The organism is Nocardia sp. CA-145437 (assembly GCF_050956485.1).
GTDB lineage: Bacteria > Actinomycetota > Actinomycetes > Mycobacteriales > Mycobacteriaceae > Nocardia.
In genome coordinates, this window is sequence record NZ_CP191204.1 from 4,915,611 (window position 1) to 4,933,420 (window position 17,810).

A 17,810-nucleotide genomic window follows, 5' to 3' on the forward strand; every position below is an offset into this window, starting at 1 on the left:
AGTGCCATCACATAATTACCTAAACTTCCCTATTGCTACTCCACACAGGGAACGTTAGGGTAGTTTTCGTGACCGATCGTCTCTACTCCGTCGAGGAAGTCGCCGAACGCCTCGGCCTGCACGTGCGCACTGTCCGCGGGTACGTGCGCGAAGGAAAGCTGCCCGCCACCCGCATCGGCAAGCAGTACCGCATCACCCGGGCCGATCTGGAAGCCTTCACCGGCCTGCCCGCACCCGAGGCCGGATCGACTGCCCCGCAACGGTATTCGGAGGTGTCCAGCATCGTCGAGGTCGACGCCGCGGATCCCTCGATCGCCGACCGGGTGAGCACGCTGCTGACCGCGGCGGCGGGCACCCACACCGGAGACGGGCAACCGCTGCGGGTGCAGACCTTCTACGACCGCGAACGCGCCCGGCTGAAGGTCATTCTCGTCGGCGGCCTGGGCGATACCGCCCGGCTGCTCGAATACATGGAAGGAGTTCTCGCGTCGTGAACGCGATCTACAAGTCCGAGGCCGGACGGGCCGCCATCCAGGCCCGCTATCAGGAACTGGTGCGCCGCTGGCCGGTCGCGGTGGAGCAGTTGCACATTCCGACCCGGGAGGGCGACACCTTCGTGCTGGCCTCCGGCCCGAAGGACGCGCCGCCGGTGATCCTGCTGCACGGGTCCGGGGCCAACTCCGCCACCTGGCTCGGCGACATCGCCTCCTGGGCAACCGATTTCCGCGTCTACGCCGTCGACATGGTGGGCGAGCCCGGCGGCAGCTCCGAGTCCCGCCCGGTGCTCGGCTCGGACGCGGTCGCGTCGTGGCTCGACGATGTCCTTGCCGGACTGGGCGTTTCCGCGGCGGCCTTCGTCGGCATGTCACTGGGCGGCTGGACCGCCCTGGACTACGCGGTCCGCCGGCCCGACGCCGTCACCAAGCTGGCGCTGCTGTGCCCCGGCGGGATCGGCAAGCAGCGCTTCGGCTGGATCTTCAAGAACCTGCTCGACCACCTGTTCAGCAACCACGACCTGCGCCGCTCGGCCGCCATCGTCACCGGCCTGAACCTCACCGACCACGCCGAGATCCTCGACGACGTGACGCTGACCTTCACCCACTTCAACCCGCGCACCGGCAAACTGCCCATCTTCACCGACGCGCAGCTGAGCGCCCTCCCGATGCCGGTCCTGGTGATCGTGGGCGCGGACGACGTCATGTTCAAGTCCGCCGACACCGCCCGCCGCGCACAGCAATCCATCCCGAACGCGACCACCCGGGTGCTCCCGGGCGTCGGCCACGCCATCCTCGGTCAGACCGCGCCTGTCCTGGAGTTCCTCCGCACATAGCGAATCAGGGAGCCCCCGCACCGAGGGCTCCCTGATCTCGTTGCGGACCTAGAGGATTCGTGAGAGGAACGCCTTGGTCCGGTCCTGCTGGGGGTTGGCGAGCAGCTCGCGCGGATCGCCCGCCTCCACCACCACTCCGCCGTCCATGAAGGCCAGCTGGTCGGCGACCTCGCGGGCGAAACCCATCTCGTGGGTGACGACCACCATGGTCATGCCCGAGGCCGCGAGTTCCCGCATGACACCGAGCACCTCACCCACCAGCTCCGGGTCCAGCGCCGAGGTGGGCTCGTCGAAGAGCATCAGCTTGGGGTCCATGGCCAGGGCGCGGGCGATGGCGACACGCTGCTGCTGACCGCCCGACAACTGGGCGGGGTAGGCGTCGGCCTTGTCCGCCAGGCCGACTCGGGCCAGCAGGTCGCGGGCGCGGGCCACCGCGTCGGCCCGCTTGAGCTTCTTGACCTGGGTCGGCGCCTCGATGATGTTCTCCAGCGCCGTGCGGTGCGGGAACAGGTTGAAGTGCTGGAACACCATGCCGATATCGCGGCGCTGCTTGGCGGCGTCGCGCGGGTGCAGCTCGTAGAGTTTGCCGTTCTTCTCGCGGTACCCGACCAGATCGCCGTCCACGTACAGGCGTCCGGCATTGACCCGCTCGAGATGGTTGATGCAGCGCAGGAAGGTGGACTTGCCGGAACCGGACGGGCCGATCAGGCACAGCACCTCGCCGCGCTTCACCTCGAGGGTGATGCCCTTGAGCACGTTCAGCGCGCCGAAGCTCTTGCACACCCGGTCGGCGCGCACCATCGGCACCGCCGAGGGCGGCAGCGAGCCGTCGATCAGCGGCGTGGATTCCTTGGAGAACGACATCGAATCCTCGGACATGTTCACCTATCCCGTTCCGCCGGCGACCTGCGCCTGGGCCAAGGCGCGCAACTGTTTCGCGGTCAGCTGCCGGGAGGAACCGCGCGAGTAGTACCGCTCCAGGTAGTACTGGCCGATCATGAGCACGCTGGTGACGGCCAGATACCAGGTGGCGGCGACCAGCAGCAGCGGGATCGGCTGGAAGTTCACGCTGTAGATGTCGCGGGCCCGGCCGTAGAGGTCGGTGGTGAGCGGAATGGCCGTTACCAGCGAGGTGGTCTTCAGCATGGAGATGAGCTCGTTGCCGGTCGGCGGGATGATCACCCGCATGGCCTGCGGCAGCACCGTGCGGGTCATGGTCTGCGACCACGACATGCCCAGCGCCACCGACGCCTCGCGCTGCCCCTCGCCCACCGAATTGATGCCGGCGCGCACGATTTCGGCCATGTAGGCGGCCTCGTTGAGCCCCAGGCCGATCATGGCGAAGAAGAACGGCGCCGACCAGTGCTGCACATCGAAGTGCGCCAGCGACGGCCCGAACGGCACACCCACGGTGACGGTCTTGTACAGCGACGGGAACAGGCCCCAGAACACCAGCTGCACATAGACAGGCGTCCCGCGGAAGATCCACAGATACGCCCACGCCACCGAGCGCAGCACCGGGTTCGGCGACAGGCGCATGACCGCCAGCAGCACGCCGAGCACCACGCCGATCAGCATGGCCAGCACGGTCAGTTCCAGAGTCACCAACGCGCCCTGGGCGATTCGCTTGTCACCCAGGTACTTGAAGTAGGTGTTCCAGTGGTAGGCCTCGTTGGTCTTGGCGCCCCAGAGGAACAGGGCCAGGGCGATCAGGATGATCGCGGCGGCGATCCACCGGCCCGGCCGTCGCAGCGGAATCGCCTTGATCGGCTCGGGCTCGGAGCTCTCGACCGGCATCGAGAGGTGGTTCGTGTCCTGCGACATAGGAGGTCAGCTGGCTCCGTTGATGACGGACTTGGTGATCGCGCCCTCCTGGACACCCCAGTTGTCGGCGATCTTCTTGTACTGGCCGTTGTCCATCAGGTACTGCACGGCTTCCTGCAGCACCGGCGCCAGCGTGGAGCCCTTCTTGACCGGCCAGCCGTACGGCGCGGAATCGAAGATCTTGCCCGCGGGCTCGATCTTGTCGCCCGCCTGCTTGATCGCGTACGCGGTCACCGGGGAGTCGGCGGACATGGCGTCGACCTGGCCCTGGACCAGCGCGTTGGCGGCGGCGGACTGCTCGTCGTAGGCGACCTTCTGGATCTCCGGCTTGCCCGCGGCGACGCACGCCTTGGACTTGGCCGGGATCTCATCGGTGTCCTGAACGGTGGTGCGCTGCACCGCGACTCGCTTGCCGCAGGCATTGTCCGGGTCGACGGTCTTGCCCTTCTGCTGGGCCCACTGGCTGCCCGCGGAGAAGTAGGTGACGAAGTCGGCGGTGGCCTCGCGCTCCTTGTTGTCGGTGAAGGAGGACATGCCGAGGTTGTAGGTGCCGGCCTCGATGGAGGGGATGATCTTCTCGAAGTCGGCTTCCTTGTAGTCCGCGTTCAGGCCCAGCACCTTGGCGACCGCGTCCATCAGGTCGACGTCGAAGCCGACGATCTTGCCGCTGGACGGATCCCGGTACTCGTTGGGCTGATACGGAACGTTGACGCCGACGGTCAGCTTGCCGGAGGACTTGATGTCGGAGGGCACCTTGGCCGCGATGGTGTCGACCTTGGCCACGTCGACCTTGGCCACCTCGGGACCGCTGGACTCCGAATTACTGGTACACGCGGTCAGTGCGAGAGCGCCACCGGCGACGACGACAGCGGCTCGCAGGGCACGCCCGCGAAAAGAGTTACGAACAGACACAGCAGTCCTCCACAGTTCGGGTGCGCGACATCCGTGGGTCGCCCGCCGTTTGAAATGTAAGCGAGTGACACCGTCCGCGTCGGCCGGTAACCGAAGATTAATCGGCGACACGCCAGAGCGGGGCCGAACACGCCCGGCCCGGAATGCGCGCTCACCAGCGGTGCAGCCGTGCGCGCACCTGCTCGGTGAATTCGGAGGTAGAGGCTAGCCCACCCAAATCGGACGTTGCAACACCAGCCCGCAACGTATCAGCAACCGAGCGTTCGATGCGGTCGCCGACCCGGCGCAACGCGCTGTAGCGCTGGGTGCGACCCATCCAGTGCAGCATCGCCGCCGCGGAGCCGAACAGCGCCACCGGATTCGCGCGATTACGCCCCGCCAGGGTCGGGGCCGCGCCGTGTACCGCCTGCGCCATGATCTGGGTATCGGAGCAGTTCACCGAGGCGGCCATACCGAGCGAACCGCTCAATTCGCCCGCCAGATCGGACAGGATGTCGCCGAACAGATTCTCGGTGACGATCACGTCGTAGTCGCGGGCCGCGCGGACCAGATGCGCGGCCGCCGCGTCCACGTGCTCGTCGTCGATCTCCACGTCCGGGTAGTCCGCGGCCACCTCATAACAGATGTCGCGGAACATGCCCATGGTCATGGGCAACACATTGGCCTTGTGCACCACGGTCAGCTTCTTGGAACGCTCCGACGCGATCTCGAACCCCAGTCGCGCGATGCGTTCGATCGCGGCCCGGGTGAACACGCCGACCGACAGCGCGACATCCCGCGACGGCTGGAACTCGCCGGAACCGGCGGCCATATTGCGGTCGGCGTAGAGGCCCTCGGTGTTCTCCCGCAGGATCAGCAGATCCATGTCCTGGGCCAGTGCGCGCACGCCTTCGAGGCTGCGGGCCGGGCGGATGTTCGCGTAGAGACCGAAGCGCTTGCGGACCGCGCCCGCGGGCGGCAGGCCGGTGCGGTGTTCGGGCGCGTAGGAGGCGCTGTCGTGCGGGCCCATGATCCAGGCGTCGAGTTCGGCCAGCGCGGCGAGCGTCTGTTCGGGCACCGGGTCGCCGTACTGTTCGATCGCCTCGTGCCCCAGCGGCAGCGGGACCCACTCCACCGGCGGCAGGCCGGTGGTCTCGAAGGCGTCGTCGACCACATGCCGGGTGGCGCGGACGATTTCGGGGCCGATGCCGTCACCCTCCAGCACGCCGAGCCGGATTCGAGTGTCGCTGTCGCTCATGGCAGTCATCCTCGCGCAAGCCCCGCCGCCGTCGTGCTCCGGCACACGCTGCCACGCCTGTTTCGAGACCTGGACGGGGATCGCGCGTAAGTTCAGGACACCATGGTGCAATCGGTGGAACTGGTGCTCGACGAGGCGTCCGAGGCCGCGGTGCGGCGGCAGTGGGCGGCGCTGAGCGAACTCGGCCTGCACACCCCCGGGCCCTGGTACCGGCCGCACATCACCATCGCGGTGGCCTCCGAGATCTGGCCCCGGCTGGACAAGGTCTTGGCGCAGCAGGACTTCCGGCCGTTCCCGGTGCGCCTGGGCGGACTGCTGGTCTTCGGATCCCGTGCCGCCGTACTGGTTCGGGCGGTGGTGCCATCCGAACCGCTGATCTCCTTGCAGCACAGGCTGTTCCGGGTCATCGCCGACTGCCCCGGCATCCCCGGCAATGTCCGGCCCGACAGCTGGACCCCGCACGTCACCCTCGCCCGCCGGCTGAAACCGGGCCAATTCGACGCCGCGCTGGGCGCGGTGGGCTGGGACAAGGACGTGCGGGCTACCGTGGAGGGTATCCGCCGGTGGGACGGTGACCGGCGCGCCGAATGGTCGGTGACCGCCGGTGACCGGCCCGCCCGGTGACGCGGGGAAGATAACCGCAGGGCCCGGTGTTGGACCGGGGACATCGATACGAGAGGAAGCCATGGCCACCCAGACCCTGACCGAACAGAACTTCGACGAGGTAGTCACCGGTAACGACGTGGTTCTCGTCGACTTCTGGGCCTCGTGGTGCGGTCCGTGCCGCAGCTTCGCCCCCACCTTCGAGAAGTCGTCCGAAACCCACCCCGACGTGGTGCACGGCAAGGTCGACACCGAGGATCAGCAGGGACTGGCCGCCGCGGCCAACATCCGCTCCATCCCGACCATCATGGCGTTCCGCGAGGGCGTGCTCGTCTTCGCGCAGCCCGGCGCGCTGCCCCCGGCCGCGCTCGAGGATCTGGTCACCCAGGTGAAGGCCCTCGACATGGACGAGGTGCGCAAGCAGCTCGCCGAGCAGGAATCCGCCAAGTAGCCGCCTCCCGCCGCAGCATCAGCGCCGCGACTCCCGAAGGAGTTGCGGCGCTTCGCTTTTCACGGAGGGATCAGAAGTGCGAGCCGAGGTGGTTGATGCCCGCGATCATGGCGCGGATGGTCGACTCGGCGGCGTCGTCGGCGAGGGCGGCGCCCCAGCCACGGCGGCCGTTGAACTCGCACTGCACGAAGGTGGCGGTGCCGTCCTGAGTGCGGCGCTGATGGAAGGCGAGGATTTCCACCGGGTAGCCCTCGTCGTAGAGCGCCGAGGTGAGCGCGGCCACCGGGCTGCCGGTCGCCACGACGGTGCGCAGGTGGGAGGCGATTTCGAGGGTGGCCGTACCGGCTCGGTCGCCGATCGGCGTCCAGTCGCTGAGCTTGACCGGGCCCATCGGGTCGCAGTAGCGGTCATGGAACTCGGCGGGGGTCAGTCCGGCGCATTCGGCCCGCAGGCTCGCGGGGGCGGCGGCGATGAACATGGCGGTATCCAGGGTGATGGTCATTGAACTAGGTCTTCCCGACTTCTTCCGAAGAATTGACAGAGGGGACCAGCAAAAGAAAGTGTCATCGGCCGCAGCGAGGGGCCGGTCCGAATCAGACCCCGCTACGGCGGAGAACTACGAGTACCCGATCGCCGGCCACATTCGCGGTAAGCGAAATAAGCGCTGCGCGGTCGCGGTCTGCGACATCGAGCGCTGCGCTGCGGCTGTTGGCGGGATTCGGCACGGGGTCGAGCATAGGGGGGCGCTCACGCAATGGCAACCACATTCGTGAGGGACCCACGAGTAACTTCGTCGCAGGTCACCGCCAATGCGACGGGCGCCACACGGCCTCCGGCACGGCCGCGAGCAAACACTGTGGGCCCGGCAAACATCCGATTCGTGAACATCCCCAGGTCGACGCAATTCCGGCAACCCGAACAGCGGGTGGCGAGCGGGTGCCCAAGCGCGCGCGGACGGCGTCCGAGACGCGGACGGCCCGCACCGAAACCCGGTGCGGGCCGTCCGCGTGTCGCGCGACTCGCGAGTGCGTGTCGAGTTCCCTAGTGCGCGGCCGAATCCCAGCTGCGGCCCACGCCCACCGACACCTCCAGCGGCACCGACAGTTCGATGGCATTGGACATGTGCTCGCGCGCAAGCGATTCCAGTTGCTCCCGCTCCCCCGCGGCGACCTCGAAGACGAGTTCGTCGTGGATCTGGAGCAGCATGCGCGATTTCAAGCCCGCCGCCCGGATCGCCTGCTGGGTGTCGATCATGGCGACCTTGATGATGTCGGCCGCGGTGCCCTGGATGGGGGCGTTGAGGGCCATGCGCTCGGCGGCCTCCCGGCGCTGCCGGTTGCTGGAATCCAGATCCGGCAGGTAGCGGCGGCGGCCGAACAGGGTCTCGGTGTAGCCGACCTTGCGGGCCTGATCGACGGCGTCGTGCAGGTAGTCGCGGATGGCGCCGAAACGGTTGAAGTAGATGTCCATCTGGACCTTCGCCTCGTCGGCGCTGATCTTCAACTGCTGGGACAGGCCGTACGCGGACAGACCGTAGGCCAGGCCGTAGGACATGGCCTTGATGCGGCGGCGCAGCTCCGGCTCCACCTCGGCGATCGGGATGTCGAAGGCCTTGGAGGCGACGAAGTTGTGCAGGTCCTCACCCGAGTTGAAGGCCTCGATGAGGCCCTCGTCCTTGGACAGGTGGGCCATGATCCGCATCTCGATCTGGCTGTAGTCCGCGGTCATCAGCGACTCGTAGCCGGGGCCGACGACGAAGGTGTCGCGGATGCGGCGGCCCATGTCGGTGCGGATCGGGATGTTCTGCAGGTTCGGCTCTGTCGAGGACAGGCGTCCGGTGGCGGCGACCGTCTGGTTGAAGGTGGTGTGGATGCGGCCGTCGTCGGCGACCGACTTGAGCAGGCCCTCGACCGTCACCTTGAGGCGGGTGGCGTCACGGTGCTCGAGCAGGTGCTGAAGGAACGGGTGCTGGGTCTTCTCGTACAGCCCCTCCAGCGCGTCGGCGTCGGTGGTGTAGCCGGTCTTGGTTCGCTTGGTCTTCGGCATGTCGAGCTTGTCGAACAGCACCACCTGCAGCTGCTTGGGCGAGCCCAGATTGATTCGCTCGCCGATCTCCGCGTAGGCCGCCTCGGCGGCCTCGGCGACGCGGTCGGCGAACTCGCGCTGCAGCTGCTCGAGCTGAGCGGAGTCGACCGCGACGCCCGCGGCCTCCAGGTCGGCCAGCACGCTCAGCAGCGGCAGTTCCATATCGCGCAGCAGCGCGGTGGATTCGATGCGCTCGAGTTCGGTGTCGAAGGCGTCGGCGAGGTCGTAAACCGCTCGGGCGCGCAGCATCTGGGCGTTGGCGACCTCGGCGTCGACCTCGTCCTCGTCGTCGAGCAGCGACAGCTGGGTCTCCCCGGCATTGTCGACGCGCAGTTCCCGGCTCAGATAGCGCAGGGACAGGTCCTCCAGATTGAAGGTGCGCTGGCCCGGCAGGATCAGGTAGGCGGCCAGCGCGGTGTCGCTGGTGAGCCCGGCCAGCCGCCAGCCGCGACCGCGCAGGGCGTGCATGGCGTTCTTGGCCTCGTGCAGCGCCTTCGGGATCTCCGGGTCGGCGAGCCATGCGCCGAGCGCCTTCTCGTCCTCGGGCGTCAGCGTGTGGACATCGATGTAGGCGCCCTCGCCGTCGGCGGCGGCCAGCGCGACGGCCTGGGCGTCACCGGTGACCGGCGAGCCGTTGCCGACCACGGAAACCCCGTGCCGCGCACCGGGTCCGGCGTGCTCGGCCAGCCAGGCGGCGACGGTGCCCGCCGCCAGCGCGCTGCCGCTGATCTCGAACCCGGACTCGGCCTCGGGCTCCACCGGGGCCAGGGTGTCGAACAGGCGGTCGCGCAGCACGCGGAACTCGAGCTCGTCGAACAGGCGGTGGATCTTGTCCCGATCCCACGGCTGCATGGCCAGCTGCTCGGGGGTGTACGGCAACGGCACCGTCTTCACCATCTCCGTGAGCTGCCGGTTCAGCACGACGCTGGACAGGTTGGCGCGCAACGCGTCTCCGACCTTGCCCTTCACCTTGTCCACCTGGTCGACCAGCGTGGCCAGATCCCCGTATTCGCGGATCCACTTGGTCGCGGTCTTCTCCCCCACGCCCGGAATACCCGGCAGATTGTCACTCGGGTCGCCGCGCAGCGCCGCGAAGTCCGGGTACTGCGCCGGGGTGAGCCCGTACTTCTCCTCCACCGCGGTCGGGGTGAACCGGGTCAGCTCGGAGACGCCCTTCTTCGGGTAGAGCACGGTGACGTCGTCGTTGACCAGCTGCAGCGAATCCCGGTCGCCGGTCACGATGAGCACCTTGAACCCCTCCGGCACGGCCTGCGTGACGAGGGTGGCGATGACGTCGTCCGCCTCGTACCCCTCGATGGCCATCACCGGAATCCCCAGTGCGCCCAGCACTTCCTGGGTGGTCTCCACCTGCCCCTTGAACTCGTCCGGCGTCGTGGCCCGATTGGCCTTGTACTCGGGGTACGCCTCGGTCCGGAACGTCTTGCGGCTCACGTCGAACGCCGCCGCCACGTGCGTGGGCTTCTCGTCCCGCAGCAGATTGATCAACATCGCCGTGAACCCGTACACCGCGTTCGTGGTCTGCCCACTCTGCGTCTTGAAGTTCTCCGCCGGCAGTGCGTAGAACGCCCGATAGGCCAGCGAATGCCCATCCAGCAGCAACAGGGTCGGCTGCTCCCCGGACGGCGACACGGACGCGGCAACAGGGCGCTGATCAGTAGAGGCAGGGGTCACCCGCAAGAGTCTAGGTACCGACCCCGACATCCGTGGGCAGCGGGCATACTCGGCCCGTCGCCCCAGGTCAGCGAAACCGATTTCACCCAGGACCCGCTACCTGGTAGCGTTGCCCCCGCCAAGGGGTGTAGCTCAATTGGCAGAGCAGCCGTCTCCAAAGCGGCAGGTTGCAGGTTCGATTCCTGTCGCCCCTGCTTGAAGGTTCGGGCCGGTCACCGGAAGGTGACCGGCCCGAATGCTTTTCGGGGTGGGTGGGGTCAGCCGACGCCGAGGTAGGCGGACTTGACGGCGGGGTCGGTGAGCAGGGCTCGGCCGTCGCCGGTCTTGGTCACCTCGCCGGTTTCCAGGATGTAGGCGCGGTCGCTGCGAGTCAGGGCCTGCTGGGCGTTCTGTTCGACCAGCAGGACCGTGGTGCCCTGGGCGTTGATGTCGGCGATGATCCGGAAGATCTGCTGGATCACCATGGGGGCCAGGCCCATCGACGGCTCGTCGAGCAGCAGCAGCTGCGGGCGGGCCATGAGGGCGCGGCCGATGGCCAGCATCTGCTGCTCGCCGCCGGAGAGGGTGCCGCCCACCTGACGGCGGCGCTCCAGCAGGCGCGGGAACAGCTCGAAGACCCAGTCCAGGGTTGTCGCGTAGTCCGCCTTGGACGCGAACGGCCGTGCGTGGCACCCCATGTCGAGGTTCTCCTGGACCGTCATGCCCGGGAAGACGCCGCGGCCCTCGGGAGCCTGGATCAGCCCCGCCACCACACGTTCGTGGGCCTTCATGCGGGTGATGTCGCGGCCCTGGAACATGATGCGGCCGCGGGTCAGCGGCAGCAGGCCCGACAGGGCGCGCATGGTGGTGGTCTTGCCCGCGCCGTTCGCGCCCAGCAGGGTGACCAGCTCACCCTGACCGACTTCGAGCGAGATGCCGTGCAGCGCTTGGATTCTGCCGTAGTTCACGACCATGTCCTCGACGGTCAGCAGCGGCTCGCCGGTCGAGGTGGCGGGCGCTGCGGAACCGGGCGCCTGCTTGGTGAGGTCCGGAACCGGTTCGGCGGCAATGCTTCGCGCCTCGGCGGCGTCCTCGGCCGACTCGGCGTCGGCCTCGTCGGGCACGCCCAGGTAGGCGTTGATCACCGCGGGGTCCTGGCGGATCTGCTCCGGCAACCCGTCGGCGATCTTGCGGCCGAATTCCAGCACCACGATGCGGTCGGTCACGCCCATGACCAGTCGCATGTCGTGCTCGATGAGCAGCACCGTGTAGCCGTCGTCGCGGATCTTGCGGATCAGATCCATGAGCGCGGACTTCTCGCTCGGATTGAACCCGGCGGCGGGCTCGTCCAGGCACAGCAGTTTCGGCTCGGTCGCCAGCGCGCGGGCGATCTCCAGGCGGCGCTGATCGCCGTAGGAGAGGTTGCGCGCCTTCTCGACCGCATGCGCCGCGATGCCGACGTACTCCAGCAGCGCCATGCCCCGCTCGAGCGCGTCCTTCTCCTCCTCGCGGTGCCGCGGGGTGCGGAAGAGCGCGCCCGGGACCGAGGTCTTGTGCCGGGCGTCCGCGCCGACGACCACGTTCTCCAGCGCCGTCATCTCCCCGAAGAGCCGGATATTCTGGAAGGTGCGCGCGATGCCCAGCCGGGTGATCTCGTTGCGCTTGGTCTTGGTCAGCGGCTTGCCGTCGAAGTAGACCGTGCCGTCCGACGGGCGGTACACCCCGGAGATGGCGTTGAAGCAGGTCGTCTTGCCCGCCCCATTGGGCCCGATGAGTCCGAGGATCTCGCCGCGGCGGATCTCGAAGCTCACATTGTCGAGCGCGGTGAGGCCGCCGAACCGCATGGTGAGCCCGTCGGTGCGCAAGAGCGGCGCGCCGACCTCGGTCTCGATGTCACGGTGCGGCGCAACGACTTCCGCGACCACCTCGGGGTCCTTGTAGACGGGCAGCACCTCGGTGACGTCGAGCATGCCCGCGCTGGGCTCGACCTCGGGCCGCGCGTACCCGGCCGCCATGTCCTCGTTGTCGAACAGCGCGTCGCCCGGCCCCGTCACTGTCCAGCTCCCGTCGTCTGCGCGGCCACCGCGGGCCGTCGCACCGCCCGATACACCTGCCGCCCGTAGGTCAGCAGTTTCTGCCGCGCCGGGAACAGCCCCTGCGGCCGGAAGATCATCACGACCACCAGCGTGAGACCGAAGAACAGATACTTGTAGTCGCCGAGGGACTGCCCGCCCACGTTCACGCCCATGAACCGGTTGGGCAGGTACACGATCAGGAACGCGCCGACGATCACGCCGAGCTTGTTGCCCTGCCCGCCCAGCACCACCGCGCACAGGAACAGCATCGAGTTGATGACGTTGAACCCCTGCGGATTCACGTACTGCACCTGACCCGCGTACAGCGCGCCCGACAGGCCGCCGATGGCCGCGCCGATCATGAACGCCCACAGCTTGAACTTGAAGGTGGGCACGCCCATGATCTCGGCCGCGTCCTCGTCCTCCCGGATGGCGACCCACGCGCGGCCCACCCGGCTGCGCTCGAGATTGCCGACCAGCATGAGCACGGCGACCACCAGGACGATGCCCAGCCAGTACCACCAGGTGCCGGAGTTGGCCCGGTCCAGCACATTCCAGGTGTGCACGTCACCGAGATTGCCGGAGGAGAAGTAGCCGCCCGGATGGGTGTCGGACTCGCCGACATGCGGGTACTGGATGCGGGACAGGCCGAGGCTGCCATTGGTGATCTCGGGCAGATTGTCGGCCAGCAGCCGGACGATCTCACCGAAGCCGAGGGTCACGATGGCCAGGTAGTCGCCGCGCAGACGCAGCGTCGGCGTGCCCAGGATGAGACCCGAGATCGCGGTCGCCAGGATCGCGATCGGCACACAGGCCAGCCACGCCCACTGCGGATCGAGCCAGCCGCCATTGGTTTGATTCCACGGACTGTTCGGACTGGTCAGCAGGCCGACCGAGTACGCCCCGACCGCGTAGAAGCCGACATAGCCCAGGTCGAGCAGACCCGCCTGTCCGACAACCACATTCAGGCCGATGGCGATCAGCGCGTACATGGCGAACTGCGCCATCACCCCGCCGAAACTGGTGCCGGGCGTGTCCAGCAGTGGCAGCTTGAACAGCGGCAGCGCGGCCATCACGATGACCGCCGGAATGCCGAACGCCCACTGCGCCGGTCGCGAGAGCCCGGCCCACCAGGTGCGGATGGCGTCGCCGACGCCGCGTCCCGCGGGCGAGCCCTGCGGTGCGGGAGCCGTTTTCGTGTCGGTCATGCGCGCGCCCTCCCCAGGCTCTCCCCGAGAATGCCGGTGGGCCGGACCATGAGCACCGCGACCAGCACCACGAACGCGACCACGTCACGCCACTGATCGCCGAAGAGCACCTGGCCGTAGTCCTCGGCCAGGCCGAGCAGCAACCCGCCCAGCAGCGCGCCGCGCAGGTTGCCGATACCGCCCAGCACCGCGGCGCTGAAAGCCTTGATGCCCAGGATGAATCCGCCGTTGTAGATGATGCCGTTGGGGATCTTGAGCGTGTACAGCAGCGCGGCGGCGCCCGCCAGCACACCGCCGATGAGGAAGGTCAGCATGATGACCCGCTCCCGGGAGACGCCCATCAGCGTCGCCGTGTCGGGGTCCTGGGCCACCGCGCGAATGCTGCGGCCGAATTTGGTGCGGTTGATCAGCAGTTCGGTGGTGAGCGCCAGCGCCACCGCGGCCAGCACGATCACCAGCGCGACATTGGTGACCGACGCGCCGAAGAACTTGAACTGCTCGGTGGGCGTCACCAGCTGGATCGGCTGCTGCGCATTGGTGCCGCCGAGCTTGTTGCCGGTGAGCTTGGGCAGGATGTAGTGCACGAATTCCTGCAGGACGAACGACATTCCGATCGCGGTGATCAGGAAGATCAGCGGTTTCGCGCCGCGTTTGCGCAGTGGCCGGTACGCGACCCGCTCCAGCGCCACCGCGGCCGCGCCGGAGACCAGCATGCCGAAGACCATGGCCGCTGCGAGGTAGACCACGGTCAGTCCGACACCCTGGGAGTACGTATCACCGCTCGCCGCGAATCCGAACACCATCAATCCGACCAACTGGCCGAAGGTGCCGAGCATGAATACTTCTGAATGGGCGAAATTGATCAGGCGCAACACACCGTAGACGAGTGTGTAGCCGACCGCGACCAGGGCATAGATCGAGCCGTAGGTCAGTCCTTCGACGGTGAGCCGCCAGAATTGATCGGCGACGCCGGACAGATCGAACTTGATGGACCCGCTCGCGAGGAGGGTCACATCGGCCAAAGCGGGTGCAGACATTCGTTACTTTCCGCTGTCGTGGAAAACAGCGTGTGCCGAAACGAATTCGGCACACGCTGTTCCGATTAACGGTGATCGCTACTTGACCTGATACATCCAGATCAACGCGTTGGCCAATTCACCGGTGGGACCCCACTTGTACTGACGGGCCAGACCCTGGCCGTCGTAGCCGCGCACGTATTCGACCAGGTCGGGGCGGGTGACCTTACCGGCCTCGATGCCCTTGAGCACGATCGTGGTCAGGTCGTAGCCCTCGGTCGAGTAGGTGCCGGGCTCGTAGTTGTTGAACGCCTTGTACGCGGAGGCGAACTTGTCACCGGCCGGACCACACGGGCAGGAGAGCAGCGCGTCCTTGGACTTGCTGCCGGCCTGCTTGGTGAACTCGACGTCCTTGGTGCCGTCGTCAGAGATGAAGGTCGCGGTCACGCCACCGTCGCGCAGCTGGCTGACCAGCGGCGCCGCTTCGGCGTAGTAGCCGGAGTAGAAGATGCCGTCCGGCTTGGCGGAGGCCATCTTCGACACGGTCGCGGAGAAGTCCTTCTGCTTGGCCTTCACATTGGCCGCGCAGCTCGGGTCGGCGATCGGGCCCAGGCCCTCGGTGACCGTCTTGGCCAGGCCGGTGCCGTAGTCGGAGTCGTCGGCGATGACGCAGATCTTCTTGAACTTGCCGGTGCCCTTCAGGTATCCGGCCACGGCCGGGCCCTGGATGCCGTCATTGCCCAGACCGCGGAAGAAGTTGGTCCAGCCGTTGGTGGTGAGGCTGACGTTGGTGGCCGACGGCGTCAGCGACAGCAGGTTGGCCTGGTTGAGGATCGCGCCCGTCGCCTTGGTCTCACCGGAGAAGGTGGGGCCGATCAGCGCCACGATCGACGGGTCGCTGACGATGGTCGGAATGACCTGGGTGGCCTTCTGCGGGTCACCCTCGGTGTCGAATTCCTTGACCGAGACCTGGCAGCCGGGGTTGGCCTTGTTGTGCTGGTCCAGCGCCAGCTTCACACCGCGGATGATGTTGAGGCCGAGGTTGGCGTTGTCGCCGGTCAGCGGGCCAGCCATCGCGATGGTCTGGGGGGCGCACTTGCCCTTGCCGTCACCGGCGGGGTCGGCGGCCGCGCTGGAGTCCGTGACCGGGACCTCCTTGCCCTGCGAGTCCACCTGCACCAGGGGCGAAATGGTCAGATTCGACCCGCCTCCGCCCGAATTGTCCGTCGATTTGCTACTGCAGCCGGCACTGCCCAATGCGAGTACGGCCGCGGCCCCGACGACAAGCATCCTGACCGTGCGACTGTGCCGCATGGTCGACGTGCGCGTCATTGAACCAAGCACGATTCACCTCATGTTCTGTGCGCCCCCGGGGTGACCGAGGAGGGCCGCCCCATCGATCGGCCCGCACAGAAACATAGTCGGGCCACGTTAGGTCCGCATCACATTCGAATCATCCATGTGACATCGCAACTAAAGTGGAACGCCCTGTTGTTACCGCACTGTAAATTTCCTCAGTGCATTAGTGGCAACAACAGGGCGACGACCCGGCAAATGCGACTTACTTCGGCGCGAGGTTCTCCAGCACCACTTCCGCGACCGCCTTCATAGTGGTGCGTCGATCCATGGCGGTGCGCTGAATCCACTTGAACGCCTGCGGCTCGGATAGCCCCTGGGTCTGCATGAGCACACCCTTGGCACGCTCCACCAGCTTGCGCGTCTCGAGCCGGTCGGTGAGGTTCGCAACCTCGCTCTCGAGCGCGGCGATCTCATGGAATCGCGATGCGGCCAACTCGATGGCCGGCACCAGATCCGACTTGGTGAACGGCTTCACCAGGTACGCCATCGCCCCCGCGTCGCGTGCCCGTTCGACCAGGTCACGCTGGCTGAAGGCGGTCAGGATGACCACCGGCGCAACGCGTTTCGACGCGATCTCGGCCGCCGCGTCGATGCCGTCCCGGCGCGGCATCTTCACATCCATGATCACCAGATCCGGACGCAGCTCCACAGCGAGGTCCACGGCCTGCTGACCGTCACCCGCCTCACCCACCACGTGATAGCCCTCCTCGGAGAGCATCTCCACCAGGTCCATCCGGATGAGCGCCTCGTCCTCGGCAACCACCACCCGCTTGGGGGCGGACGCCGCAGCGTCCTTCTTCGAACCGCCCCCTGCTGTCGTTCCCATAGATGAACCCCTGTCGCTTCCGAAATCCGATACCCGATGCACCTCGTCTTGCGCCACCCACACAGGACCAGCACGCACCCGAGTCTCCCAAAGAGTACCGTTCACCCGGCCCTACAACCCACGTACCCAGCGCAAACCGACCAGTATCACAACCTTGTAGTCCCCCGACCCCCTCGATTAGTTGGTTTGCACCACTACCCGCTATCATTTCTCTCCGGTGCGCCGAGTTGGCGGAATTGGCAGACGCGACGGTCTCAAAAACCGTTGCCCGGAAGGGCGTGTGGGTTCGATTCCCACACTCGGCACCAAGGTCGAGGGCCGTTCCGATGATCATCGGAACGGCCCTTTTTCTCTGCTTTTCCATGCGGTCCGCGGCAGCCCGAATCACTCTCCGAGCCAAGAAGTTCCCGCTTGCTCATCGGCCCGATGGTCTCGCTCCCGGAACCGGGACGCTCGGGTCGGCGCGGAGCGGCGGGAGGGCGGCGGCGCAGATCGGGGCGAAGAGGGCGCGGGCGGCGCGGGCGAATTCGGTTCGGGTGCTGCCCAAGTGGCGCAGGGCGGGGCCGTGGTCGAGCAGGACGACCAGGATGGCGGCGTGCAGAATGGTCCACCAGGCTGCGCGGATGAGGGGACGGAACGCCGGCGGGGTCGAGGCGAAGCCCAGGCGTAGGCGGTGGGTGTGGAAGGGGATGTGGCGTTGCTCGTCGGCCAGGATGAGGGCGGCCGTGCGGGTGGTGAGCGGGTCGCGGGCGCCGTCGCGCAGGGTCCGGTAATAGGGGACGGCGATGACCTCGGCGACCGACAGCACCATGAGTTCCAGGCGCAGGCCCAGTCCCCGGCGCAGCCGGACGAAGATCGCGTCGGTCCAATGACCGGATATCGGCTTCTTCCCCGCCGCCCGCAGGAGGTTCAGCAGCAGGCGCGCGTGGTTGCGTTCCTCGGCGACGAACAGCCGGACCGCCGCCGCGTACACCGGATCACCCGCCCCGTCGGCCTTGGCGATGAGATGCGCCCCATCGCCCGACTCCCCCACCTGAAAGCGTCGAATGCTGCGCACGAGGTCGGGATGCAGCGTCACCCCACCGGCGCTGTCGGGATCGCCCGCACGGGCCCGGGCGCGCGCCTTGGCCTCGAATTCCGTTTTCCACCGGGTGAATTCATCCGAGTCGCGCATACGAGCCTTCCGATCTCGACTACTGGGCCGTTCCCGAAC

16 protein-coding genes, 2 tRNA genes and 1 pseudogene are annotated in these 17,810 nt (G+C 67.4%); 6 read left to right on the plus strand and 13 right to left on the minus strand.

The genetic code is table 11. The features are described 5' to 3' along the window. The first annotated feature begins 68 nt into the window (after positions 1-68). Both ACQPYY_RS22890 and ACQPYY_RS22895 read left to right on the plus strand, forming a co-directional pair. The gene (locus tag ACQPYY_RS22890; protein ID WP_379106871.1) at positions 69-494 is read left to right on the plus strand and encodes a helix-turn-helix domain-containing protein; all 426 of its coding nucleotides are present in this window, start codon (positions 69-71) and stop codon (positions 492-494) included. Further along, a complete protein-coding gene (locus ACQPYY_RS22895) occupies positions 491-1,330 on the plus strand; it encodes an alpha/beta fold hydrolase (RefSeq protein ID WP_433590939.1) in 840 nt (279 codons plus the stop codon). Before ACQPYY_RS22890 ends, ACQPYY_RS22895 begins: the two co-directional genes overlap by 4 nt. Before the next feature lie 48 nt (positions 1,331-1,378). Here the strand turns inward: ACQPYY_RS22895 and ACQPYY_RS22900 are convergent, their stop codons facing one another. The 4 genes from ACQPYY_RS22900 to ACQPYY_RS22915 form a co-directional block, all read right to left on the minus strand. Beyond that, positions 1,379-2,131 (minus strand): amino acid ABC transporter ATP-binding protein, encoded by a 753-nt coding sequence (locus ACQPYY_RS22900; RefSeq protein ID WP_379106979.1) that lies wholly within the window; start codon positions 2,129-2,131, stop codon positions 1,379-1,381. A gap of 84 nt (positions 2,132-2,215) precedes the next feature. Further along, on the minus strand, positions 2,216-3,154 hold the full coding sequence (locus ACQPYY_RS22905) for an amino acid ABC transporter permease (protein WP_379106875.1): 939 nt from the start codon (positions 3,152-3,154) through the stop codon (positions 2,216-2,218). A gap of 6 nt (positions 3,155-3,160) precedes the next feature. Then, a complete protein-coding gene (locus ACQPYY_RS22910) occupies positions 3,161-4,066 on the minus strand; it encodes an ABC transporter substrate-binding protein (RefSeq protein WP_379106877.1) in 906 nt (301 codons plus the stop codon). 151 nt (positions 4,067-4,217) lie between these two features. Continuing rightward, on the minus strand, positions 4,218-5,303 hold the full coding sequence (locus ACQPYY_RS22915) for an isocitrate/isopropylmalate dehydrogenase family protein (protein ID WP_379106879.1): 1,086 nt from the start codon (positions 5,301-5,303) through the stop codon (positions 4,218-4,220). Positions 5,304-5,405: 102 nt separating this feature from the next. Here ACQPYY_RS22915 and ACQPYY_RS22920 point away from each other — a divergent pair, with 102 nt between their 5' ends. Further along, on the plus strand, positions 5,406-5,927 hold the full coding sequence (locus tag ACQPYY_RS22920) for a 2'-5' RNA ligase family protein (protein ID WP_379106881.1): 522 nt from the start codon (positions 5,406-5,408) through the stop codon (positions 5,925-5,927). Between the two features lie 61 nt (positions 5,928-5,988). Beyond that, the gene (trxA, locus tag ACQPYY_RS22925) at positions 5,989-6,357 is read left to right on the plus strand and encodes a thioredoxin (protein ID WP_357097888.1); all 369 of its coding nucleotides are present in this window, start codon (positions 5,989-5,991) and stop codon (positions 6,355-6,357) included. A 70-nt stretch (positions 6,358-6,427) separates the two neighbouring features. On the opposite strand, the gene ACQPYY_RS22930 is transcribed toward trxA, so the two are convergent. After that, a complete protein-coding gene (locus tag ACQPYY_RS22930; protein ID WP_379106883.1) occupies positions 6,428-6,859 on the minus strand; it encodes a 2-keto-3-deoxygluconate kinase in 432 nt (143 codons plus the stop codon). Between the two features lie 539 nt (positions 6,860-7,398). After that, positions 7,399-10,134, minus strand: coding sequence for a DNA polymerase I (gene polA, locus ACQPYY_RS22935; RefSeq protein WP_433590940.1), 2,736 nt, complete (start codon positions 10,132-10,134; stop codon positions 7,399-7,401). A 121-nt stretch (positions 10,135-10,255) separates the two neighbouring features. Here polA and ACQPYY_RS22940 point away from each other — a divergent pair. Further along, a tRNA-Trp gene (locus ACQPYY_RS22940) sits at positions 10,256-10,328 on the plus strand. A gap of 63 nt (positions 10,329-10,391) precedes the next feature. On the opposite strand, the gene ACQPYY_RS22945 is transcribed toward ACQPYY_RS22940, so the two are convergent. The 6 genes and pseudogenes from ACQPYY_RS22945 to ACQPYY_RS22970 form a co-directional block, all read right to left on the minus strand. Next, positions 10,392-11,087 (minus strand): ABC transporter ATP-binding protein, encoded by a 696-nt coding sequence (locus ACQPYY_RS22945; protein ID WP_379106981.1) that lies wholly within the window; start codon positions 11,085-11,087, stop codon positions 10,392-10,394. Positions 11,088-11,225: 138 nt separating this feature from the next. Further along, a pseudogene (locus tag ACQPYY_RS22950) lies at positions 11,226-12,128 on the minus strand (ABC transporter ATP-binding protein); the annotation flags it as partial. Positions 12,129-12,163: 35 nt separating this feature from the next. Continuing rightward, positions 12,164-13,396, minus strand: a complete 1,233-nt coding sequence (locus tag ACQPYY_RS22955) for a branched-chain amino acid ABC transporter permease (RefSeq protein ID WP_433590941.1) — start codon at positions 13,394-13,396, stop codon at positions 12,164-12,166. Beyond that, a complete protein-coding gene (locus ACQPYY_RS22960; RefSeq protein ID WP_357285862.1) occupies positions 13,393-14,433 on the minus strand; it encodes a branched-chain amino acid ABC transporter permease in 1,041 nt (346 codons plus the stop codon). Before ACQPYY_RS22960 ends, ACQPYY_RS22955 begins: the two co-directional genes overlap by 4 nt. Before the next feature lie 78 nt (positions 14,434-14,511). Next, positions 14,512-15,726 carry a branched-chain amino acid ABC transporter substrate-binding protein gene (locus ACQPYY_RS22965; RefSeq protein WP_379106984.1) on the minus strand — a complete coding sequence of 405 codons (1,215 nt, stop codon included), beginning with the start codon at positions 15,724-15,726 and terminating at the stop codon, positions 14,512-14,514. Between the two features lie 247 nt (positions 15,727-15,973). Next, a complete protein-coding gene (locus tag ACQPYY_RS22970) occupies positions 15,974-16,597 on the minus strand; it encodes an ANTAR domain-containing response regulator (protein WP_357097904.1) in 624 nt (207 codons plus the stop codon). 221 nt (positions 16,598-16,818) lie between these two features. Here ACQPYY_RS22970 and ACQPYY_RS22975 point away from each other — a divergent pair. Beyond that, positions 16,819-16,905 (plus strand) — tRNA-Leu (locus ACQPYY_RS22975). Positions 16,906-17,012: 107 nt separating this feature from the next. Here ACQPYY_RS22975 and ACQPYY_RS22980 read toward each other — a convergent pair. Next, positions 17,013-17,771, minus strand: a complete 759-nt coding sequence (locus ACQPYY_RS22980; protein ID WP_433590942.1) for a ferritin-like domain-containing protein — start codon at positions 17,769-17,771, stop codon at positions 17,013-17,015. Positions 17,772-17,810 lie beyond the last annotated feature (39 nt).